Origin of the sequence: Exiguobacterium sp. s5 (genome assembly GCF_018618075.1) — a bacterium.
GTDB lineage: Bacteria > Bacillota > Bacilli > Exiguobacteriales > Exiguobacteriaceae > Exiguobacterium > Exiguobacterium mexicanum_A.
Map to the genome: position 1 here is coordinate 190,443 of NZ_JACSLK010000003.1, position 21,405 is coordinate 211,847.

Below are 21,405 nucleotides of genomic sequence, written 5' to 3' on the forward strand. Positions count from 1 at the left end.
TTCCATTTATAACGCTTTTCACGCCGTGACGCCACTCTGCACGTTCAATCGAACCGATGAATGAACAGACCACTCTTTAATTTCGGTTCGAACCACGTCGATTTCGGCGGCATTTGACCGCTCTCGTCGGCGACGCGCATTAGCTCTTCCATCGCCGTGGCGTGACACGTCAACACGACGACGTCATCACGTTCAGCCAAGTCGGCGAGGCGCGTCGGGGCATCTTTGCCGCCGATGAAATCGATTCGTTTGTCCGTCCGTACGTCTTTGACATGGAAATACGGCTCGAGCACATCCCGTTGCAACGTCGCGACGTCGAGTGCCGTCGTCGTCTGCCGTTTTTTGAGCATAAAATGCTCGCCCCGGTAAGACAAACCGAACGTGCCCCGTTCGTTCGGGACGTGTAAGGCAGGCACCGATTCAATCTCATACGAGAAAGCTAAACCGTCAAGCAACGCTCTGACTTCTTCTGGCGCCACATCGTTCAAAATGCGATGATACGGCAAAATCGTCAGCTCATCGCTCGGGAACAAGACGCCGAGGAAGTGGTCCCGCTCTTGTTTCGATTCCCCTTCATGGATCGGGCTCCGGGCGACGACAGCTGCGGCTTTGGCCCGGTGATGCCCATCGGCGATATAGATGGCCGGAATGCTGGCCCCGAGCATGATGACGCGTGCTTGATGCTTGGATGGCACGGCATAGCCTTCATGGATGACACCTTCACTGTCCGTGAAGGCAAACAACGCCTCTCCTGTCGTCGCGTCGTCCAAGATACGACGCAATCCTTCGTCCGGGACGTGACTCATCAAAATCGGGCCGGTGTGCGCTTTCGTCGCCGATACGTGTTCGACCCGTTCACGCTCTTTCACCTCACGTGTGTGCTCGTGGATTTTGATTCTTCCTGCCTCATAATCAGTCACCGAGAACGTGGCAACGAGTCCGGTCTGCACATGTCCGTGGTCGGTGAGCCGGTAGACGTAAAACCCATGTGTCCGCTCGGTCAATTCTGATTCATAGAGCCGTTCGAGCTCATGACGGGCTCTGCGTCCCCAGGCGTCGAGCGGCATGTCCGCCGTGAACAGTTCTGGTTTATCGACCGAAAGAAAAGAATCGGGACGCTGACCGACGTCTTCACGCGCCTGTTCGACAGTGACGATATCGTACGGGGCGGCAGCGACCGCCTCGGGGTGTTTCGGCATATACGGGGCAAACGGTTTAAATACGACCATGGTCATTCCTCCTTAAAATTCGCGGACGCGCATGACACCCTCGATGTCATATAGGGCATGCACGGATAACGTCTCATGTTTATGGTTGTCGATGTCGATCAACGTATAGGCCACATCGTTGCGGCTCCGGTTGACCATGTTATCGATATTGATTCCGTTTTCGGCGAGCCGGCTCGCGATTTGACCGACCATGTTCGGGACGTTCAAATGAAGTACCGCCAAACGCCGCTTCCCGACATACGGAAGTTCCGCGTTCGGGAAGTTGGCCGAGTTACGAATGTTACCGGTCTCTAAGTACAGTTTGAGCGTATCGACGGCTTGAATCGCACAGTTCACCTCAGACTCGTGCGTCGACGCCCCGAGATGCGGGAAGGCGACGACTTGCGGATGACCGAGCAGCGCCTGTTTCGGGAAGTCGGTGATGTACGTCGCGACGTTCTCATCGAGCGCCTCGAGCAAATCGGAATCGTTCACGAGCTCACCGCGGGCGAAATTCAAGATGGTGGCGCCCGGTTTCATCTGTTTGAACCACGTCGCATCGATCATGTGACGCGTGTCATCGGTGAGCGGCATATGAATCGACAGGATATCGACATCTGCGAGCAATTCGCTCAACTGCTTCGCCCGCTTCACTTGTTGCGAGATGTTCCACGCCGCGTCGACCGATAAATGCGGGTCGTAGCCGACGACGTCGATGCCAAGGTGGAGCAAGTCGTTGGCGAGCGACGCGCCGATCGCACCGAGACCGATGATCCCGACTCGCTTGCCTCTTAGCTCAGACCCGACAAAGCGCCGTTTCTCGTCTTCCATCGCCTGCTCGAGCGACGCCTGATCGGAAAACGTATGACCGTTGACCCAGTTCGTCCCTTCTAAAATCGGTCGAACCGACAACAGCATGCTGGCGAGCACGAGTTCCTTGACGGCGTTCGCATTCGCGCCCGGTGTATGGAACACGACGACCCCTTGACGAGCCAACCGTTCGAGCGGAATGTTGTTCACACCGGCACCGGCCCGGGCGATGGCCAGCAAATAAGGCGGGATGTCCGCGCCATGGACGTCATGACTCCGAATGACCCAGGCGTCGGCTTGCTCCGCATCATTGACGGCGTACTCGCTCGGTTCGAAGCGTCTTAGCCCGTCTTTGGCGATTTGGTTATACGTTTTTATATGAAACATCTTGTCCCTCCTGTTCAAACTCGTGCATCACGTCAATGAGACGCGTCACACCTTCAAGTGGCATCGCATTATAAAGGCTCGCTCGAAGACCCCCGACCGACCGATGACCCCCGAGCTCGATCAACCCGCGCATCTCCGCAAACTGCCGGAACGCTTCATCCGTCGCGTCATTTCCGCTCGTGAACGGGATATTCGTCAGCGACCGATCCTTGCCGGAGACGAGCGCGTGAAATACCGGTGACGTATCCAAGGCGTCATATAACAGCTTGCTCTTCTTTTCGTTACGGCGTTCCATCTCGTCGACGCCCCCTTCGGTCTCGACCCAAGCGAGAACCCGCTCAGCGACATATAAACTGAACGTCGACGGGGTGTTGAGTAGCGTGTCGACATGCTTGCTGTAAGCCAGATACGACGGCAAATCGCGCTCGGTGACCAAGTCACGACGGATGATGACAATCGTCAATCCGGCCGGACCGATATTTTTTTGGGCACCGGCGTACAAGAGACCATAGCGCTGTACATCGATCGCTTCCGCTAAAATGTTCGACGAGATGTCGGCGACGAGCGGGACGTTCGTATCCGGCAACGTCGTATAGCGCGTCCCTTCGATTGTGTTGTTCAACGTCACGTGAAGATAATCCACATCCTGAATATGTTCCGGCCACTCCGGGATTGTGTCGTAGTTGGATGACGCTGAACTACCGACGACGATGACGTCACCGAAGTGTTTTGCGTCATTGATCGCTTTCTTCGACCATGTCCCACTGTCGAGATAGGCGAAGCGACCCGATTCCCGCAGGTTCATCGGCACCATTGAAAATTGAAGCGTCGCCCCACCTTGAAGGAACAGGACGGCGTAATCGTCTGGAATCTGCATCAATCGCCGCAGTCTCGTCTCGAGCTGCTCGACGATCGTCGCGAACGTGTCGGAGCGGTGGCTCATCTCGACGATGGACACCCCTTGTTTATAGGAAAGAAATTCGGCTTGCACTTCTCGTAAGACAGGTTCTGGCAATACGCCCGGCCCTGCTGAAAAATTATATATCGGCACCGCCACTCCTCCTCTATTTATCTGTAAGTGGGTACTATTCCGTACCTGGACCACCGAATCCTGCCAAATGCGAAAAAAACGCCCTCATCCGTAGATAAGGGCGAACGATTATTCTTCGTCCATCGACAAGACGGACATGAACGCTTCTTGCGGCACTTCGACAGAACCAACCATCTTCATGCGCTTTTTACCTTCTTTTTGTTTCTCGAGCAATTTACGTTTCCGTGAGATATCGCCGCCGTAACATTTGGCGAGGACGTTTTTACGGAGCGCCTTGATCGTCGAACGGGCCACGATCTTCGTTCCGACCGCTGCCTGAATCGGCACTTCGAACTGCATACGCGGAATGAGCGCCTTCAATTTCTCAACGATGACCTTCCCACGTTCGTAGGCGAAATCGCGGTGCACGATAAAGCTGAGCGCATCGACAAGTTCGTTGTTGAGGAGGATATCCATCTTGACGAGGCGTGACGGGCGATAACCAATCAAGTCGTAATCAAGCGACGCATATCCTTTCGTGCTCGACTTCAACTGGTCGAAGAAGTCATAGACGATTTCACTGAGCGGGATGTCATACGTGATTTTGACACGCGTCGTATCGATATATTGCATGTCGATGAAACTGCCGCGCTTCTTCTGACAAAGTTCCATGATGGCGCCGACATAGTCGTTCGGTGTCATGATGGCCGCTTTGACGTAAGGCTCTTCAATCGACTCGACTTTTTGTTGTTCCGGCATTTTTGACGGGTTATCGACATGGATGACGTCGCCGGCCGTCGTTGTGACGTGATAGATAACCGATGGCGCCGTCGTGATCAAGTCGATCCCGAACTCACGCTCGATTCGCTCTTGAATGATTTCCATGTGAAGCATGCCGAGGAATCCGCTGCGGAATCCGAAACCAAGTGCTTGTGACGTCTCCGGCTCGAATTCGAGCGCCGCGTCCGATAACTGAAGCCGTTCGAGCGCTTCACGTAAATCGTTATATTTGGCGGCATCGATCGGATACAGACCACAGTACACCATCGGGTTCATTTTCCGGTAGCCCGGGAGCTGTTCCGTCGATGGATTTTTAGCGAGCGTGATCGTATCACCGACGCGGACGTCGCCGACCGTCTTGATTGACGCCGATAACGTACCGACATCACCGACGTTCAGTTCCTTCACCGAGACCGGTTTCGGTGTCGAGACGCCGAGATCCGTCACGTCGAACGATTTGCCGGTCGACATCATTTGGACTTTGTCCCCGACTTTGACCGAACCGTTGACGATTCGGATCGAGGCGACGACGCCACGATAGGCGTCATAATACGAGTCGAAGATAAGTGCTTGGAGCGGTGCCGATGGGTCACCGGTCGGTGGTGGAACGAGTTCGACGACTTGCTCGAGAATCTCTTCAATCCCGATTCCCGCCTTGGCAGAAGCCGGCACAGCGTCACTAGCGTCAAGTCCGATCACATCCTCAATTTCTTGACGGACGCGTTCGACGTCAGCCGATGGCAAGTCGATCTTGTTGATGACCGGGATGATTTCAAGGTCGTTATCAAGCGCGAGATAAACGTTCGCGAGTGTCTGAGCTTCAATCCCTTGAGCCGCATCGACGACGAGGACCGCCCCTTCACAGGCTGCGAGCGAACGCGACACTTCATATGTGAAGTCGACGTGTCCCGGTGTATCGATCAAATGAAGGATGTACTCTTCGCCATCTTTTGCGGTATAGTTCAATTTAACGGCGTTCAATTTGATTGTGATCCCACGTTCCCGTTCGAGATCCATCGCATCAAGCGTCTGTTCTTTCATTTCACGCGCTGTGAGCGCACCAGTTCTCTCGAGAATCCGGTCAGCGAGTGTCGACTTCCCATGGTCGATGTGGGCGATGATGGAAAAGTTCCGTATTCTCTTCTGACGATTCTCTAATTCTTGTTTGTTCATATATGGGTTCACCTATCCTTCTCATGCATACCGTGTCATTATATCAAAATCCTAAGTTAATGTGTACGACCTACTACAACAATACCACATATAGTTTTCAGAATAATCATCAAGTGGTTGCTTTTCGAATAACCGTTTGCTACAATTGTGCTTGTTCTGTTGAATGATTACTTGAAGTAATGAGAACATACACTTTCTTGTTTCAGGAGGTGAAATAACATGGCAAATATCAAATCAGCAATCAAACGTGCAAAAACTTCTGAAAAGCGTCGCGTAGCGAACTCGCAAGAGAAAGCAGCAATGCGTACAGCAGTAAAACGTGTTGATACTCTCGTTGTAGAAGGTAACAAAGAAGCGGCTCAAGAAGCTTTCGTCCTCGCTACGAAGAAAATCGACAAGGCTGCAGCAAAAGGTCTAATCCACCAAAACAAAGCAGGTCGTGACAAATCACGTCTCGCAGCTCGCATCGCAGCTCTCTAATTAGAGACTAAAACGAAACAGCCGCCTCCATTAGGAGCCGGCTGTTTTTTCGTATTTCATCACATAATGGGGTCCAATCCCTGGAATGTCGAACGCGTCACCGACCGTCACCAATCCGTTCCGTTCATAGAACCGGACGGCGATCGCTCGAGCGTTGCACCACCACGAATCACTGACCGCTTCATGCAACGCCTGTAAAAAGGACGAGCCAATTCCTCGGCCAGCAAATGCCGGGTCCGTTGCCATCCCTCTAAGCTGATACGGCACCGTCTGACCGTCGAAGTCACGCCCCACTTCCATCACGGTCGCAATCGACACGACACGACCGTCTTCGACCCAGGCATAGTGGCGTGTCGTCTCGGCGTCATCCCCTTCAAAATAACATGTCTCGACCGCCTGTCCCGGCCGTAACACGTCATGCCGGAGCGGAATCACGTCCATGAGTCTCACTTCCTGTAATCCCATGTCTTCACCTCACAGTAACGTTAATTGGCAGACGAGTGTGTCGAAGACGATTTGCTTGTCGCCCCGTCCCGTCTTCATCGCCTCGTCCGCATCGGCAATCATCGTCAGCGCCCGGGCGAGCTGGGCCTCTGAGAAATTCCGGCTCGCTTGTGAGGCGAGTTTTACCGTATATGGATGCGCCCCGATTTTCGAGGCGATCTGCTTCTCGCCATAACCTTTCTCGGTCAACTGTTTGGCCAGATACATATTCCGGTACTGCCGGGCGAGGAGCGACAACAGACCAATCAATTCCTGCCCCTGTTTCTCCAAGTCCCGTACAAGCCGAAGCGCAGCATCCGCACGTCGGGCCACTAAAAACTCGGATAGCTGGAATACGTTATCCTCGAGCGTCCGTGGGACCAAGTCGTTGACGATTTCCATCGGGATGTCGGCGCCTTCACTCGCATAGAGTTGTAACTTCTCAAGCTCGCGCACGAGTTTTCCCCAATCGTCCTGACAGAGGAACAACAGACGCTCGACGGTCGCCCGCTCCATCTTTTGACCACGACGATTCAATTCGTCGCCGACGTAACGCATTAATTCGGATTGGCTCGGTTTTTTCGCTTCGAGGACGATGGCCCGTTCTTTCAGGCGTTTGACAACTTTTTTTCGTTCATCGAGTTTTTCCGCTTCAATGACAAAGACGAGCACAGAGTAAGGCGCCGGTTGTAACGCGTAATCCGTCAAGCGCTCGACGTTTTGTTTCTGCTTTTCTTTCGCCCCCGTCAAAAACTGGGCATGTTTGACGATGACGGTCCGATACTCACTGAAAAAAGGTACTGTCTCCGCTTCATCAAGCGCCGTATCGAGTGACGTCTCGTGCAAGTCGAGCTGCATGACATCAAATTGATCACCAGACGGGTTGGCGGCTTTGATGATTGCCCGTTCCCACGTCTCTAGTAAATATTTCTCTGTCCCAAATAGGACGTACACGTTCGACAACTTTCCGTTATGCAGCCACGGTTCATTCAAAACACACACCACTTTCACAATTTATTCTTATCTAAACATAGATTATCCTTCACTGATTCGCTATACTTAGGACGGAACCATTTCAAGGAGGGACTCACTATGCATATTAACTCTGTTCGCCCACAAAGCGAAAACCCGTTCGAGAACGACGTGCAGTGCAAACGTAACGATGCCATCGATTCAGCTATCGGCTTCATCGTCCCGTTCGGCTTTTTCTTCACCATCTTCGCGATCGGTGTCCTCATCAAGTTCTTGAGCTTATAAGTCAGTCAGAAAGCGATTGCCCCGGGGGAGCAATCGCTTTTTTAGTTTATCATAGATTTCTTGGAGTGACCCCCCTCGTTACGATCCCGCGACAGCGATTTCGTTCACAGACGACCATCCCGTCCTCGTCCGTCCGCAATAACCGTCTTCCTTCGATTCGCTCTAACGTGTCGGGGTGGGGGTGACCGTAGCGATTGTTCGCCCCGACGCTGACGACAATCCATTCCGGATCGACCCGCTCAATCAACTCACGACTCGAGGATGAGTCCGCCCCGTGATGTCCGAGCTTGAATACATCGACATCGACGGTGGGGATCATCCCTTCCCGTCTGTCCGGTAAGTCTCCGGTCAATAAATAAGTGAGGTCCCCGACTTTCATGAACAGTGACACCGAGTTCGCATTCTCATCCTCTCCTGACTCGTCCGGGGCGACGACCCACATCCACGGGTACGGCCTGTCCCCGCTCGACAGGAGCCGGACCGGGACTTGATAGGCCGCCAGCTCGGCCAGTAACTCGTCTCGTTTGCCTTGACCCGCTACTTCCGCCGAGAGCCACACCTCATCTACTTCGATGGACGAGAGCAAACCGGACAGTCCGCCGACGTGATCATGATCGGCATGGGTGAGCAGCAAGAAATCGAGACGCGTCTCCCCTCGCTTCCATATATACGGGGCGACGACATCCGCTCCCGGATCATACGTGGACCGTTTCGATTCCTTCGGGTCTTGAAACACTCCGCCGACATCGATGACCCCGGTCACATCACCATACTCGACGACGATGGCATCGCCCTGCCCGACATCCAAAAATGTGACGCGTGGCTGTTCGGTCCATTCCAACGAGACGTGAAGGAAGAAAAGGGAACTGATGGCCAGCGCCCAGCCCGTCCAGCGCTTCCATTCGAGTAAGATCAACCCACCCCACAGCACGGCAGCGAGCGTTACAGCGTGCCAAAACGTGAACTCGTGCAACGGGAGCCACGGCTGCCAGTCATGGTGCAGTTGGAACGTCCCGTTCAACCCGTCGAGGACCGGATAGAGGAGTGGTTCGGCCGTCGGTACGAGGTACGAGAGCAGTGTGATCGGGATGATGAACCAAGAGATCAACAGCCCGACGAGCACGTTATATACCGGTGCCAACATCGATAAAATTGGTTGCACGGGCCATAGGAAGATGAGACCGAACCATTGCGCATAGATGGCCAATCCGAACGGCCCCTTCCAAATCGACCGGGTCACGAGCAAAAATAGCGTCATCGCGACCGTCAATTGAAACCCTAGATTCCAGAACAGATAAGGTTGCACGGCGAGTAGCATCGCGGCACACCAACTCAGTAACCGAATCGGGTCACGGACACGGTAGCCGAACAGCGACAACCCGAGCAACAGATCGGCGACGAGAACGGCCCGTGCGACCGGTGGCGAAAACCCGGTCAGCCAGCCGAACAGCGTGACCGCGGCGATGATGAGTTGCGTCTTCGTCTCCTGACGAAACGGCAAACCGCGCATCAGCCAACGGAACGCCAAAACGAGGAGCGCGATATGTGACCCGGAGATGACGAGCAGATGAAGCAGACCCGTGACCCGGTAAGAGAACGAGGTGTCCTCATCGAGCAATCGGCTCTCCCCAAACAATAACGCCTCCATATATAGCGCCACATCTGGTCGATACGTCGCCTCGATTCTCGCGAGCTGCCGTTCTTTCCAGCGGAGCATCCGCCCCGCTATCCCGTCACTCGGACGACACGCCTCGATGGCGACGTCACTCCCTTTGAACGTCAGACCGGCTCCGAGCGCCCACGCCGCCTCATTAAATCCGCCCGTATTACGCAGCGGTGCGAACGGGGTTTGCGTGAACGTGACGAGGCACGTCTCTCCGGGACGACCGAGCGCGAGGTCACGACCGGTCAACACACCTTCCGTGCCGTCGATTTGTCCATACAGTCGCGCTGATAGTCCGTTGTCCCGCCGGCTCTCGATGGCGAACAGATAGGGCCCGTCCTCCGGCAACGGTTCGGCGTCAGGACGTACGAACACGAACAGGACGAGCAGGACGGCGCCGATATGCGTATAGACGGATTGACCGCGACAGGTGAACGCGATGGCGACAGACAACAGGAGGCAGAGGGCGACCGACCCGTACATCCCGGCAATCAATAGGCTGATCGGCAATAGTGGATACAGCGGCATGTCACGGGACCAATAAATAGCCTTCCATGCTTTCTAACGTCTTCTCCCCGAATCCTTTGACGTTGCCAATCTCTTCGTATGACTTGAACGGCCCATGTTGTTTCAAATGATTGAGAATCGCCTCGGCTTTGGCCGGGCCGATGCCCGGTACGGTCATCAGTTCGTCCTTCGTCGCACTGTTGACATGGACCCCGTTCGTCCCCCCGCTCGCTTCTTCAGCGGCCGGCACAACGACCGTCTCCCCTTTTTTCGGGACGCTCACTTTCGTCCCATCGACGAGCAGTTGGGCCAAGTTCAATTGTTCGGGGTCGGCCTCATCCGTCAAGACAGCGAGTGACAACACGTCACCGACACGCGCCCCTTGTGGCATCGTATACATGTCCGGTGCCTCGACCGCCCCGGTCACATAGACAACGATTTCGGTCGGGACGCTCGGCTCGACTTCCGGTTCGGGTGTCGCAACGAACTGTTCGACCATCGGCGTCTCCGGTTCTTTCGAATAAAACATATAGCCCACCCCGATAAACAGTCCGATCAGCAGCACGACGACATATCGTTTCCACTTCTCCATACGTCCCCTCCTCGAGCGAGTCTTTTCTATAGTATGAAGAAACGTTGTCATCTGTGCCGAGGCCGAACTCGTCGTTTTCCACGCGCCTATCGGACGAAGGCATCCGCTTCCCGTACATAGCGAGACGACAAAAAAGAGACAAGCCGAAACTTGTCTCAGTGCTCTTCAAAATGTTGGACTTGGCTCGCGAGTGCCGCGGCTTGTCCTTCTAACTCTTGCATCAAGGCGAAAATCTGATCGAAGCTCGCTTGCTGTTCTTTCATCGAGGCTGCGACTTCTTCGTTCCCCGCCGCAAGTTCCTCGGTGACACCGCTCACTTCCTCGACCCGTTTCAAGACGTTCGTCACTTCCGAACTCGACGCGACCATCTCGCGTTCAATCGTACTGACAAACGAGGCGACGTGGTCCGTGCGGTCATGGATTCGATTGAACGCCTGCTTCGTCATTCCGAACGCCTCGAGCTGTGCCGTCTGTTCCCGACTCGACTCTTCGACCATGTCCGTCAAGCGGACGACCTCGTCCCGGATCGTCTGGACGACACCAAAGATGGAACGTGTCGCGACGTTGCTCTCCTCTGCCAATTTCTTCACTTCGCTGGCGACGACTGCAAAACCTCGTCCTGCCTCCCCTGCCCGTGCAGCCTCAATGGCCGCATTCAAGGCGAGCAAGTTCGTCTGGGCGGCGACATCTTCCACGAGCTTCGCCATTTTTTCGATTTCTTCTGTTTTCCGGGCGAAATCATCCATCCGGTTGACGAGCGATGCGTTACGTTCGCTCGAACGTGCTAAAATCGCTTCCTGGTCCGTCAACGTCTCGATGCCGGCTGCGACTTCGCGTGTCATCTCAGACGTCTGTTCGGTCGTCTGCTTCGTCTGGTTCAAACTTGTCTCGAACGAGGTCGCCATGATGCCGACCGATTCAAGTGTCTCTTGCAGTTCGGTCGCAATCGACTGGGCCCCGTTCGCCATCTCATCGACGGCATTCGTGATGTTCGATGTCGTACTGACCACGGCCTCGTTCTCAGCTGCCGCCGTCTCTGTCATATCGTTCACTTTCATCGACGTGACACGGATGGAACCGATGACCGTCTGGAGCGACATCGTCATTTCCCGCATCGCTCGTTCTAAGCGTCCGATTTCATCACGTCGCGTCGAATCCGGCAGCGTGATCAATCGTCCGGCCGCGATCGCTTCCGCTGCCTCGACGTTACGTTCGAGCGGGTGGGTGATCGAGCGGGCGAAGAAGAAGTTGTATACACTGAGCGCGACGATGACAAAGACCGTCAACAATACGGACACGAGCAGGAGACGTTTCGTCTCACTCGCCGCCTCGGCTTGTAACGCCTCGTAGAATGTTCCATTTTTCAAGAGGAGCGTATTCACATCGTTCAATACCCCTTCAAGCTTCGCCGCTTGAATTCGGGCGGCGATTCCGCCGGCCTCGGCCGCCTCGACCTCCGCTCCGATCCGCTCGTATTTCATCGTCGCGCGTTCGAGGTGGTTCGCAAATTCAGGAATAAGATACGTTTGTTTCAATGTCGTAAACGTCTCCGTGTTTGTCGTCCGAATCCGCTCGAGCTGTGTGAGCGTCGATTGACTCATCTGCTCACCGAGCGAGGTCCAAAGGGACTGCTCCTGCAAGAGCGACGTCTCGAGTTGGGACAACTCAATCATCTGGGTGCCGTACTGCTCGTTATAAGTTTGCAGACGATTCAACGTCGACAAGACATAACTCATCATCAAGACAATCAATAAGACCGTGAACACGGTCGAAAAGATGAACCGTTTCCGTAAGCTCATTTCAGCGTCCCCTCCATCAACTGTTTCTGAAACGCCTCGAACCGTTTTGTCTCGTCGTCATCCCATTGGACACGACGAAGAGCGGCCAAACCGACACCGCCTTGATCGATCCCGAGTTCGACGTGAGCGTTGAACGCCTTCGCTTCGACCCGATCCGCGATTTCGACGATGGCCAAATCGACTTGTTTCAACATCGACGTGATGACCGCGTCCGGTGCGATCATCGATTGGTCGCTATCGACGCCAATCGCTTTCACGCCGTTCCGTTCCGCTGCTTCTAAGACACCGACCCCTGTCAGTCCTGCAGCGGCGTACAGCACGTCCGCTCCGGCTTCAATCTGTTTCTCTGCCAACTTACGTCCGATTTCAGGCGAGGCAAAATCGTTGGCGTAATCGACGAGCATCGTTACGTCTTCATTCACGCCTTTTGCACCGAGCTCGAAGCCGGTCCCGAATTTTTGAATCAGCTCGTTGTCGACACCCCCGATGAAACCGATTTTATTCGATTCCGTCTCGAGCCCCGCGACTGCCCCGGCGAGTGCACTGCCTTCCGTCTCTTGGAACGTCACCGAGATGACGTTCGGTAACGTCGATACGGCATCAATCAACGCGAACTGTTGCTCTGGATGTTCGGCCGCCACCGCTTCAAGATCCGTCTGACATGCGAAACCAAGACCGATGATAACATCATGTCCGTCCGCGACGAGCTGTTCGAACCCCGCTTTATACGTCTCCGTCTCGGCAAGCTCGCGATAGTCGACGAACCATTTCCCTGTCTCCCGGAGTTGCCCCATGCCGCGCATCGCCGCGTCGCTGAACGATTGGTCCCCGAGACCAACATCGGACAAGACGACGCCCATCGATTGACGTGTTTCCACGGTTTGTTCCGGTTGATCGATGACAGACTGACAACCGGGCAACCAAGTCACACATGCGGCCAACAAGCCGATGATGAGTGATTTCTTCATAATAGCTACTTCCTCTCTCTAATGGTCTGACATCTCCCTTATCGTCAGAAACCAATCGAGTTTGAAGTCTTTCCTTTCAAATTTAGGGCAATCCGTGCGAAACAAAAGAGCCACAGACGATTGTCTGCGGCTCTCGGCTCACTCTTCCGTCGCGACGAACGTCGATTCGCTCAATTCGCGATTCGCGCTCGGTTGGACGTTGCCTTTTCCGGCAAAATTGTCGAGTAAATCTTTCATGTCGATTCCTGACGACGCTTTGAGCGTCTGTTGGAGCGATGCCATCAAGTCTGTGGCGTAGCCTGTGACTTTGCCGGCACCCCCATCTTTGCCGCTGCCCGTATCGACGACCGTAATCTTGTCGATATTGCCAAGCGGTGCTGCAATCTGTTTCGCATAATCCGGAAGCATCTTGACGACCATGTCGAGAATGGCAGCCTGTCCATACTGTTCGAACGCTTCGGCGATTTTTTGTTTCGCTTCGGCTTCGGCGAGACCCGTCAAGCGGATAATCTCGGCTTCGGCTTCCCCTTTGGCCCGTTCCGAGTCCGCTTCGGCCACACCGGCGAGACGGACGCGTTCGGCGTCAGCTTTCGCTTCAGCTTCGATACGATATTTCTCGGCATCGGCCGAGGCGATTTGACGCGCCTTGTCGGCTTCTGCTGACTGTTCGATCGCATAGCGGTCGGCGTCGGCCTTTTTCTTCACTTCTGAATCGTATTGTTTCTCACGACGCATGATTTCTTTCTCTTCGAGCTCGATTTGCTTTTGACGCTCGATGATTTGGACTTGCATCTGTTGCTCGGTGACTTCTTGTTTGGCGCGGGCTTCTTCAAGTTCATACGCTTGGTCGGCCCGGGCCTTGGCGACGTCTTGCTCACGACGATAGGCGGCGATGCGGAGCTGGTTCTCTTTCTCGGCTTCTGCGATTTCCGAAGCTCGTTCGAGTTCAGCTTTCTTCGCGTCTTTCATCGCTTCTGCTTGTTTGATGCGTGTCTCTTTGTCCGCTTCGGCCGTTGCGATATCAGCATCGCGTTTCACTTGCGCGATTCGTGGTTTCCCGAGTGATTCGAGATAGCCGTTCTTGTCACGAACATCTTTAATCGTGAACGACACGATGACGAGCCCCATTTTCGCCAAGTCTTGTGAGGCGACGCGTTGGACTTCTTGTGAGAACTTATCACGGTTCTTATAAATCTCTTCAACTGTCATTGAACCGAGGATGGAACGGAGGTGACCTTCGAGCACTTCTTTCGCCTCGTTCTCGCGTTCGATTTTCGGTTTGCCGAGGAACTGCTCGGCCGCCGTGGCGATCTCGCTGATCGAGCCACCGATTTTGATGATGGCCGTACCGTCCGCCATGACCGGTACGCCCTGCTCGGTGTACACTTCCGGCGTCGTTACTTCAAGTTTGCTCGAAAGAAGGCTGAGCGGTTCCGCTTGCTGGAACACCGGCAAGACGAACGTTCCGCCCCCCCGGATAATCTTTACACGGTTGCCCGACGCGTCGCTATGGACGTTCTTTTTCCCTAAGTAGCTGCCGGTGACGATGAGCGCCTCATCTGGTCCGACCGTGCGATACTTCAACACGAAGACGAAAATCAAGGCGAGCAAAATCACCCCGACGATAATACTGGCTAATATGGCTGTGCTCATAAGTTAAAACTCCTTTCGGATTGTCGGCTCGTCATATTCCATGACGACCGCAATGTTTCGTTCGACTTCGATGATGATGACCCGTCGATCACTCGGAATCGCTTTGCCGTCCACACTTTGAGCCGTCTTTAAAATCGAACCGATGACCGATTCGACGAGTACTTCCCCGTAACCGCCTTCCGGAACGGGGACGGTCAACCGTCCGACAAGTCCGACGAGCGATTCATCGGTCATCCCGATCGATTCTTCCGCGTTCGATAACGGCAATAGGACGAATAAGTACAGGAGCGTCGTGAGCGCGAACGATCCGACGAGTGCGACGGCGAGCCCGATCATCGGGGACACATGGGCGAGCGCGTTCAAAATGAGGCCGATGCCCGCACCGAGTGCTAAAAATGACAGGATGACCGCTGGATTGAACCAACCATCGAATAAATCAAACGCATCTGAAAATAACATGTACAAAAATGTACCGAGACCGGCGATGATGAGTACCCACCAATACAGCTGATCTAACGATTCCATTACCACTCCTCCTCGGCGCGACGCTGTCGTTCATAGGAAAGAACACGACGCAAATGTTCGACTTCGAGTGCGAGTGCTTGCTCGATCGTGTCCCATTCGGACAAAGGCCGGGTCGGTTGATCGACCACCTGCCGCACACGTCCTAACGTCTGTTCGAGACGCAAGCGGTCGTAGCGATCGACCGCTTCCGCTCGCTCTTGTCGCAATAGCGATAAAAAATGATCGACTTCCGCTTGCAGCGCAATGATTTGTTCGGTCGCCGCGGCCGACGATTCTTGCATCAGCAGGCGACGCACCCTGACTTGATGGGCGATCAGCTTCGCAATCCTAGCCTCTAGCTCGAGAATATGTTTATAGAGAGATCCCGCCTCATCTTCATCCGTGTCATCGCGCCACCACATCTCCGACTCACCTCACTTCTTTCTTTACTCACTTGTCTATACGTTTAGAGCGAAACTTTGGTTTCAAAATATCTAAAAAAAATGTAAGATTGATTTGCTAGAGTTAGAAAGGAAGTGCTCACGTTGGGCAATCAAGTCATCAAATTGTCGACCGCGGCCCAAGAAGAACTCATCGCGAGTTATCGGGCCCACGCGGTCAATCCACCGCCCCATGCACGATTCAGTGCCAAAACACCTCAGTGTGTGATTACGGTCTACAATTCGGGTAAAGTCATGTTCCAAGGACGCGAGGCCGACAGCGAGGCCGCAAAATGGGGAACGAGTATAAAGAAAGAACCAAGTGTGCCTAAAACCGTTCTACCGGAAGGCTTTTCGGACTGGTCTGTCATCGGGAGCGATGAAGTCGGAAAAGGAGATTATTTCGGCCCGCTCGTCGTCGTCGCCGCCTATGTGCCGAAAGAGAAAATCGCCCTTGTCAAAGAGCTCGGGGTCAAAGACTCAAAACTATTGTCCGATACAGAGATCGTCCGCATCGCCAAAGATTTACATGTTACCATCACCTATCAGAAAGCGACGCTGCACAATCCGGCGTATAATAAGATGCAGCGGACGATGACACAAGGTAAAATGACGGCCATCGCTCATAATGCCGCCTTGTCGGCCTTATTACAGAAGCTCGATGCGACACCGGACGCGATTTTAATCGATCAGTTCGCTGAAAAGAACGTCTATTACAACCATTTGCGATCTGAAAAGGCGGTCGTCAAAGACGACGTCTATTTCTCGACGAAAGCGGAAGGACTGCACGTCGCCGTGGCCGCCGCCTCGATCCTCGCCCGGGCCTTGTTCTTAAAAGAAATGGACAAGTTAAGCGCGACACTCGGGGTCACGTTACCGAAAGGGGCCGGTGCCAAAGTCGATCAAGTCGCTGCCGAGTTGATCATCCGTTACGGTCAAGAACGTTTGAACGAAGTGGCGAAAGTCCACTTCGCCAACACGAAGAAAGCGATCCGTTTGAGTGAGCTGAAACGATAGTCCTCACTTCGAAGATATGGTATATTAATTTTAGGGTTTAATGAACTTAAAAATTTTTGGAGGATAGCGTTCATGTTGCATTATAAAACGTACACTTTAAGCGACGACCATCCTTGGGTCATCTTCATCCATGGCGCGGGTGGAAGTCTGTCGCATTGGTATCGTCAAATTCGGCCGTTCAAAAAAAAATATAACGTGCTCTTGCTCGATCTCCGTGGACACGGCGGCTCGTACAACGAAGAACAGTCGTTGAACCAACCGCTGAACGCATATACGCTCGACGTCGTCGTCGAAGACGTCGTCGAAGTCATGGATCATTTGAAGATTGAAAAAGGACATATGGTCGGCCTGTCGCTCGGGACAATCGTCATCCAGGCGATGTTCGAGCACCATCCGGAACGAATCGCTTCCGTCGTGCTCGGTGGGGCCATCGTCAAGTTCAACGTCCGCTCGACGTTGTTGATTCGACTTGGCAGTCTCGTGCAGAGCTTCGTGCCGTACATGTGGCTGTATCAGTTGTTCGCGTGGATCTTGCTACCAAAAAAACGTCATAAAAAATCACGGATGATGTTCGTCCGCGACGCGGCCAACCTATGCCAGCGCGAGTTCATCCGCTGGTTCAAGATGACCGAGAATATGAATCCGTTGCTTCGTCACTTCTCGTCAATCGAGACGAACGTACCGATTCTCTATATTATGGGTGATGAGGACTACATGTTCCTCGAAGCTGTCGAACGGACCGCGAAACATCAACCGACGGCTCGCGTCCAGGTCGTCTCGGACTCGGGTCATGTCGTCAACGTCGACCAACCCGATCACTTCAATTCGATCTCGATGGCGTTCATCGATCAACAAGTCGGCTCACTCGCCGCCAGCACATCTTAAAGAAAGACGGTCCTGCACGGGGCCGTCTTTCTTTTTGAGCGGTTTTCAATTTTTTTCAAATAAATTTTCAGAAAATATTGATTATTGAAAAATATCGTGTTACTCTTAGACAAATCTTAACAAACGGAGGAGCTGGCACTGATGAAAACCCATGCACAACACGGCCTACTGATTATTATTCGACTGAGGGACTGAAAATCGACTCGATGACCGAGACGAATTTTTGGGCCCTTGTTTCGATGGTTTCGGACGAGGCGCTCATGGTTTGACCGACGCGCCTATCCAATCTGGATAGGTTTTTTTATTGGAACGATACACATAGAGGAGATGATGGAAGTGAAACAGTACGCAATGGATCGGATGATCAAAATATCAGCAGGAATGGCAAGCGCCGTCCTCGTCACGCTCGGGGTCGGACTCTTGATTGAAACGATTGGGAAGATGGCCGGCATCGAGACACTCGTCTTGATCGGGCAAGTCGCGAAATCGTTGCTCGCCCCGGCACTCGGTGCCGGTGTCGCCTACCAGCTCGGCGGCAATACCCTCGTTTTGTTCAGTGCGATGATTGCGGCAACCGTCGGTGGTGCGGCGCTCCAACCGACCGAGAGCGGGCTCGTGCTCGTACCTGGTCAACCGATCAGTGCTTTAATCGCGGCCGCGGCTGCAGTTTGGCTTGGTAAACGTGTCCTCGGCAAGACGAAGTTCGACATGATGGTCGTCCCGGTCACAGCCGTCCTCGGCGGCGGGATCGTCGGGGTCGGGGCAGCCGCCGTCACGACACCGCTCATCAACTCGATCAGTGCGAGCATCACCGCATCGGTCAATACGTCTCCAATCGCGACATCGCTCGTCATCGCGCTCGTCTTTAGCGTCATGCTCATGTCGCCTGCTTCATCGGCCGCACTCGCCATCGCGCTCCAGCTCGACCCGGTCGCCAGCGCCGCCGCGTTGATTGGATGTACGGCCCAGTTCGTCGGCTTCACCCTTATGGCGTATCGCCAAACGGATCCGGGCGGGTTGGTCGCCTCGTTTTTCGTCACACCGAAAGTGCAGTTCCCGAACGTCGTCAAAAACCCTCGCGTCGTCATGCCACCTTTTATCGCGGCGATGATCAGCGCTCCGATCGCGACGCTCGTCTTCTCGCTCGAGGTCCCGTATGAGATCGCAGGGCTCGGCCTCAACTCGTTGATCGCCCCGCTCAACATCCTTGCCGCGCAAGGAATGGACGCGTTCCTCATCTTCGTCGGAACGGGTGTCGTCCTCCCGGCCGTCATCACGCTCCTGTTGTATAAAGTGACATGCCTCGTCGGTTGGACGAAGTTCGGCGACTTGGCTCTCGAGGTCCAGTAAACTCAAAAAAGGTGTCCACACGGGGTGGACACCTTTTTTAGGTTAGGCGCGAACTTCTGCGCCGTGGGCCGCTTGAACGGCCGCAAGGATTGCTTCATACGACGCCGTCACTTCTTCATCTTGAAGCGTCCGCGTCGGGTCTTGATATTTGAGCGAGAAGGCGATCGATTTTTCATCGTCTCCTACGTTCTCCCCGACATAGACATCGAACAAGGCGAGGTCGATCAAGAGCGGTCCGGCAGCCTGTTTAATCGTTGCTTCGACTTGACCCGCCGGGATATCCCGCTTCAAGACGAGTGCCAAGTCGCGTGAGATCGATGGGAAACGTGGCACATCTTCGTAGACGAGTTGTGCCGTCTGATGCAACACATCCAAGTCGAGCTCGAATACGTACACTTCTTTCAAACCGTAAGTTTCTTTTGACACGCCCGGATGGACTTGTCCGACATAGCCGATGACACGTCCGTCCGCGAGGACGTTCGCAGTCCGGCCCGGATGCATATCCGCAATCGTCGCCGCCTCATACGTCGCGTCGATGCGAAGTGCATGCAACAGCGTATCGACGATGCCTTTGGCAACAAAATAGTCGACCGGGACACGTGTGCCTTGCGAGCGATGGTCGTACCAAAGCCCCGTCAATACACCAGCGACACGTTCCGTTTCGCGTGGTAACGTCTCGCCTTCTTCCACGTAGACGCGTCCTGTTTCATACAAGCGCACGTTCGCTTGTTGGCGTGACGTGTTGTATCGCGCCGCTTCGAGGAGACCTGGGACGAGAGAGGTCCGGAGCACTGAGCGCTCTTCGCTCATCGGCATCGCCAAGTTAACTTTGTCCGAGCCTTCCCCACTGAAGCGTGCGGCGTGTCCGACGCTCGTGAGCGAGTACGTGATCGCTTGCGACAATCCTGTCCCTTGAAGGACACGACGAACTCGGCGACGTAACACGTTTTCTTGTGGGAGGTACCCTTTTAAACGCGACGCCGGGAGTGTCGACGGCAGACTGTCATACCCATAGAGGCGCGCCACTTCTTCCGTGATGTCGGCCGGTAGTTCCAAGTCAGGCCGGCGTGACGGTACGTGGACCGTCAACGTCTCGTCTCCGGTCACGTCGAGACCGAGTCGCTCCAAGATGCGGACGATCGTCGCTTGTTCGAGGTCCATCCCGAGGCGATGGTTGATATAGGCGACCGAGACATCGATCGTCCGGGCCGCTGAAGCTTTGTCCCCAGCGACGACGATGTCGCTGATCGTGCCATCGCTCACTTCAACGATGAGCTCGGCGGCACGGTCGAGGGCCAGTTGCAACCGTTCCGGGTCGACTCCTTTTTCAAAGCGGGCACTCGAATCCGAACGCAATCCGAGCGTACGGCTCGTCTTCCGGACCGATGCCGGTGCGAAGTAGGCCGACTCGAGGATGATACTCGACGTCGTCGCATCGACTTCTGTGTTCGCACCGCCCATGACGCCGGCAATGGCGACAGGACGTTCACCGTCCGTGATGACCATCATCGAGGCATCGAGCGTGCGCGTCACGTCATCGAGCGTGACGATTTCTTCGCCGTCATGCGCTTGACGGACAGCAATCGTCGTCCCGAGTTTTGCCGTATCGAACGCATGTAGCGGCTGGCCGAGCTCGAGCATGACATAGTTCGTCACATCGACGACGTTGTTGATCGGCCGGACACCTTCGGCAATCAAGACGTTCTTCAGCCATTGTGGCGAATCTCCGATTGTGACACCATCGACGCGACGTGTCGCGTAGTACGGGCAGTTGTCTGTCTCAAGACGGACACTGACCGCGTTTGGTGCTTCAGTCGTCACATCTGCCGACGGAAGCGTGTAAGGACGCTCGAGAATGGCCGCGACTTCATGGATGATTCCGTATAGGCTCAAGCAATCCGAGCGGTTCGGTGTCAACCCGAGCTCGATCACTTCGTCGTCAAGGTCGAGTAAGCTGATGACGTCCGCACCGACCTCGACCGATTCACGGAACGTATGGATGCCGTCCTGTTCATCTTCACGAATCTGCTTCTTCTCAAAACCGAGTTCCTCGAGTGAGCAAATCATGCCTTGTGACTCGACACCACGCAGTTTCGCTTTCTTAATTTTGAGTCCTGGGAGACGAGCTCCGACCGTCGCCACGATGACGTGCTGTCCGGTCGCGACGTTCGGTGCGCCGCAGACGATTTGCACCGGGCTGTCCGCACCGATATCGACCGTCGTTACGTTCAACTTGTCCGCTTCGGGATGTTTCTCGCACGAGAGGACGTGACCGACGACGAGTCCTGACAATCCTTCAGCGCGGCTGATGACGCTCTCGACTTCGATTCCGTTCTTCGTGATCAAGTCTCCGAGTTCTTGCCCGCTCAAGTCTGATACATCAATATATTGATTCAACCATTTTTTCGATAATAACATA

General features: G+C 54.4%; 19 protein-coding genes. 5 read left to right on the forward strand and 14 right to left on the reverse strand.

Annotated elements, in window-relative coordinates:
* Nucleotides 1-44 precede the first annotated feature (44 nt).
* From KNP60_RS08305 to lepA, 4 genes are all read right to left on the reverse strand, one after another.
* On the reverse strand, nucleotides 45-1,229 hold the full coding sequence (locus KNP60_RS08305; protein WP_214797270.1) for a DUF1015 domain-containing protein: 1,185 nt from the start codon (nucleotides 1,227-1,229) through the stop codon (nucleotides 45-47).
* Nucleotides 1,230-1,241: 12 nt separating this feature from the next.
* Nucleotides 1,242-2,405 carry a 3-phosphoglycerate dehydrogenase family protein gene (locus tag KNP60_RS08310; RefSeq protein ID WP_214797271.1) on the reverse strand — a complete coding sequence of 388 codons (1,164 nt, stop codon included), beginning with the start codon at nucleotides 2,403-2,405 and terminating at the stop codon, nucleotides 1,242-1,244.
* Complete coding sequence (serC, locus tag KNP60_RS08315; RefSeq protein WP_214797272.1) at nucleotides 2,383-3,456, reverse strand: 3-phosphoserine/phosphohydroxythreonine transaminase; 1,074 nt, start codon at nucleotides 3,454-3,456, stop codon at nucleotides 2,383-2,385. Before serC ends, KNP60_RS08310 begins: the two co-directional genes overlap by 23 nt.
* Before the next feature lie 108 nt (nucleotides 3,457-3,564).
* The gene (lepA, locus tag KNP60_RS08320) at nucleotides 3,565-5,388 is read right to left on the reverse strand and encodes a translation elongation factor 4 (protein ID WP_034778150.1); all 1,824 of its coding nucleotides are present in this window, start codon (nucleotides 5,386-5,388) and stop codon (nucleotides 3,565-3,567) included.
* 219 nt (nucleotides 5,389-5,607) lie between these two features.
* Between lepA and rpsT the strand changes: the two genes are divergently transcribed.
* Entirely contained in the window at nucleotides 5,608-5,868 is a 261-nt protein-coding gene (gene rpsT, locus KNP60_RS08325) for a 30S ribosomal protein S20 (RefSeq protein ID WP_034778152.1), read from the forward strand.
* 30 nt (nucleotides 5,869-5,898) lie between these two features.
* On the opposite strand, the gene KNP60_RS08330 is transcribed toward rpsT, so the two are convergent.
* Nucleotides 5,899-6,333 carry a GNAT family N-acetyltransferase gene (locus KNP60_RS08330; protein WP_214797273.1) on the reverse strand — a complete coding sequence of 145 codons (435 nt, stop codon included), beginning with the start codon at nucleotides 6,331-6,333 and terminating at the stop codon, nucleotides 5,899-5,901.
* 9 nt (nucleotides 6,334-6,342) lie between these two features.
* On the reverse strand, nucleotides 6,343-7,353 hold the full coding sequence (gene holA / locus KNP60_RS08335; protein WP_353048645.1) for a DNA polymerase III subunit delta: 1,011 nt from the start codon (nucleotides 7,351-7,353) through the stop codon (nucleotides 6,343-6,345).
* Between the two features lie 90 nt (nucleotides 7,354-7,443).
* Here holA and KNP60_RS08340 point away from each other — a divergent pair, with 90 nt between their 5' ends.
* Complete coding sequence (locus KNP60_RS08340) at nucleotides 7,444-7,608, forward strand: YqzM family protein (protein ID WP_016508105.1); 165 nt, start codon at nucleotides 7,444-7,446, stop codon at nucleotides 7,606-7,608.
* A 49-nt stretch (nucleotides 7,609-7,657) separates the two neighbouring features.
* On the opposite strand, the gene KNP60_RS08345 is transcribed toward KNP60_RS08340, so the two are convergent.
* The 7 genes from KNP60_RS08345 to KNP60_RS08375 form a co-directional block, all read right to left on the reverse strand.
* Complete coding sequence (locus KNP60_RS08345; RefSeq protein WP_214797275.1) at nucleotides 7,658-9,799, reverse strand: ComEC/Rec2 family competence protein; 2,142 nt, start codon at nucleotides 9,797-9,799, stop codon at nucleotides 7,658-7,660.
* Nucleotide 9,800: 1 nt separating this feature from the next.
* Nucleotides 9,801-10,370, reverse strand: a complete 570-nt coding sequence (locus KNP60_RS08350) for a helix-hairpin-helix domain-containing protein (protein WP_034778163.1) — start codon at nucleotides 10,368-10,370, stop codon at nucleotides 9,801-9,803.
* Nucleotides 10,371-10,525: 155 nt separating this feature from the next.
* Nucleotides 10,526-12,169 carry a methyl-accepting chemotaxis protein gene (locus tag KNP60_RS08355; RefSeq protein WP_214712729.1) on the reverse strand — a complete coding sequence of 548 codons (1,644 nt, stop codon included), beginning with the start codon at nucleotides 12,167-12,169 and terminating at the stop codon, nucleotides 10,526-10,528.
* Nucleotides 12,166-13,137: a BMP family lipoprotein gene (locus tag KNP60_RS08360; protein ID WP_034778167.1), complete on the reverse strand. Its 972-nt coding sequence runs from the start codon at nucleotides 13,135-13,137 to the stop codon at nucleotides 12,166-12,168. Before KNP60_RS08360 ends, KNP60_RS08355 begins: the two co-directional genes overlap by 4 nt.
* Nucleotides 13,138-13,275: 138 nt before the next feature.
* A complete protein-coding gene (locus KNP60_RS08365) occupies nucleotides 13,276-14,790 on the reverse strand; it encodes a flotillin lipid rafts scaffold protein FloT (protein WP_214797276.1) in 1,515 nt (504 codons plus the stop codon).
* 3 nt (nucleotides 14,791-14,793) lie between these two features.
* Nucleotides 14,794-15,315, reverse strand: coding sequence for an NfeD family protein (locus KNP60_RS08370; protein WP_034778172.1), 522 nt, complete (start codon nucleotides 15,313-15,315; stop codon nucleotides 14,794-14,796).
* Nucleotides 15,315-15,716 (reverse strand): hypothetical protein, encoded by a 402-nt coding sequence (locus KNP60_RS08375; protein WP_034778175.1) that lies wholly within the window; start codon nucleotides 15,714-15,716, stop codon nucleotides 15,315-15,317. Before KNP60_RS08375 ends, KNP60_RS08370 begins: the two co-directional genes overlap by 1 nt.
* A 123-nt stretch (nucleotides 15,717-15,839) precedes the next feature.
* Here KNP60_RS08375 and rnhC point away from each other — a divergent pair, with 123 nt between their 5' ends.
* The 3 genes from rnhC to KNP60_RS08390 all read left to right on the forward strand — a co-directional run bounded on the left by rnhC (nucleotide 15,840) and on the right by KNP60_RS08390 (nucleotide 18,986).
* Nucleotides 15,840-16,751 (forward strand): ribonuclease HIII, encoded by a 912-nt coding sequence (gene rnhC / locus KNP60_RS08380; protein WP_214797277.1) that lies wholly within the window; start codon nucleotides 15,840-15,842, stop codon nucleotides 16,749-16,751.
* Nucleotides 16,752-16,823: 72 nt separating this feature from the next.
* Nucleotides 16,824-17,636 (forward strand): alpha/beta fold hydrolase, encoded by an 813-nt coding sequence (locus KNP60_RS08385; RefSeq protein ID WP_138859206.1) that lies wholly within the window; start codon nucleotides 16,824-16,826, stop codon nucleotides 17,634-17,636.
* A gap of 327 nt (nucleotides 17,637-17,963) precedes the next feature.
* Complete coding sequence (locus tag KNP60_RS08390) at nucleotides 17,964-18,986, forward strand: PTS sugar transporter subunit IIC (RefSeq protein ID WP_034778182.1); 1,023 nt, start codon at nucleotides 17,964-17,966, stop codon at nucleotides 18,984-18,986.
* A gap of 42 nt (nucleotides 18,987-19,028) precedes the next feature.
* Here the strand turns inward: KNP60_RS08390 and pheT are convergent, their stop codons facing one another.
* The gene (gene pheT / locus KNP60_RS08395) at nucleotides 19,029-21,404 is read right to left on the reverse strand and encodes a phenylalanine--tRNA ligase subunit beta (protein ID WP_214797278.1); all 2,376 of its coding nucleotides are present in this window, start codon (nucleotides 21,402-21,404) and stop codon (nucleotides 19,029-19,031) included.
* Nucleotide 21,405: the final 1 nt, after the last annotated feature.

What these genes read in the sequence shown, in the direction of transcription:
- KNP60_RS08385 (WP_138859206.1), top strand. Translation starts at nt 16,824, where the DNA reads ATGTTGCATTATAAAACGTACACTTTAAGCGACGACCATCCTTGGGTC.
- KNP60_RS08330 (WP_214797273.1), bottom strand. Translation starts at nt 6,333, where the DNA reads ATGGGATTACAGGAAGTGAGACTCATGGACGTGATTCCGCTCCGGCAT.
- rpsT (WP_034778152.1), top strand. Translation starts at nt 5,608, where the DNA reads ATGGCAAATATCAAATCAGCAATCAAACGTGCAAAAACTTCTGAAAAG.
- KNP60_RS08305 (WP_214797270.1), bottom strand. Translation starts at nt 1,229, where the DNA reads ATGGTCGTATTTAAACCGTTTGCCCCGTATATGCCGAAACACCCCGAG.
- pheT (WP_214797278.1), bottom strand. Translation starts at nt 21,404, where the DNA reads ATGTTATTATCGAAAAAATGGTTGAATCAATATATTGATGTATCAGAC.
- KNP60_RS08375 (WP_034778175.1), bottom strand. Translation starts at nt 15,716, where the DNA reads ATGTGGTGGCGCGATGACACGGATGAAGATGAGGCGGGATCTCTCTAT.
- KNP60_RS08350 (WP_034778163.1), bottom strand. Translation starts at nt 10,370, where the DNA reads ATGGAGAAGTGGAAACGATATGTCGTCGTGCTGCTGATCGGACTGTTT.
- KNP60_RS08310 (WP_214797271.1), bottom strand. Translation starts at nt 2,405, where the DNA reads ATGTTTCATATAAAAACGTATAACCAAATCGCCAAAGACGGGCTAAGA.
- KNP60_RS08355 (WP_214712729.1), bottom strand. Translation starts at nt 12,169, where the DNA reads ATGAGCTTACGGAAACGGTTCATCTTTTCGACCGTGTTCACGGTCTTA.
- KNP60_RS08360 (WP_034778167.1), bottom strand. Translation starts at nt 13,137, where the DNA reads ATGAAGAAATCACTCATCATCGGCTTGTTGGCCGCATGTGTGACTTGG.
- KNP60_RS08390 (WP_034778182.1), top strand. Translation starts at nt 17,964, where the DNA reads ATGATGGAAGTGAAACAGTACGCAATGGATCGGATGATCAAAATATCA.
- KNP60_RS08345 (WP_214797275.1), bottom strand. Translation starts at nt 9,799, where the DNA reads ATGCCGCTGTATCCACTATTGCCGATCAGCCTATTGATTGCCGGGATG.
- KNP60_RS08370 (WP_034778172.1), bottom strand. Translation starts at nt 15,315, where the DNA reads ATGGAATCGTTAGATCAGCTGTATTGGTGGGTACTCATCATCGCCGGT.
- lepA (WP_034778150.1), bottom strand. Translation starts at nt 5,388, where the DNA reads ATGAACAAACAAGAATTAGAGAATCGTCAGAAGAGAATACGGAACTTT.
- KNP60_RS08365 (WP_214797276.1), bottom strand. Translation starts at nt 14,790, where the DNA reads ATGAGCACAGCCATATTAGCCAGTATTATCGTCGGGGTGATTTTGCTC.
- KNP60_RS08340 (WP_016508105.1), top strand. Translation starts at nt 7,444, where the DNA reads ATGCATATTAACTCTGTTCGCCCACAAAGCGAAAACCCGTTCGAGAAC.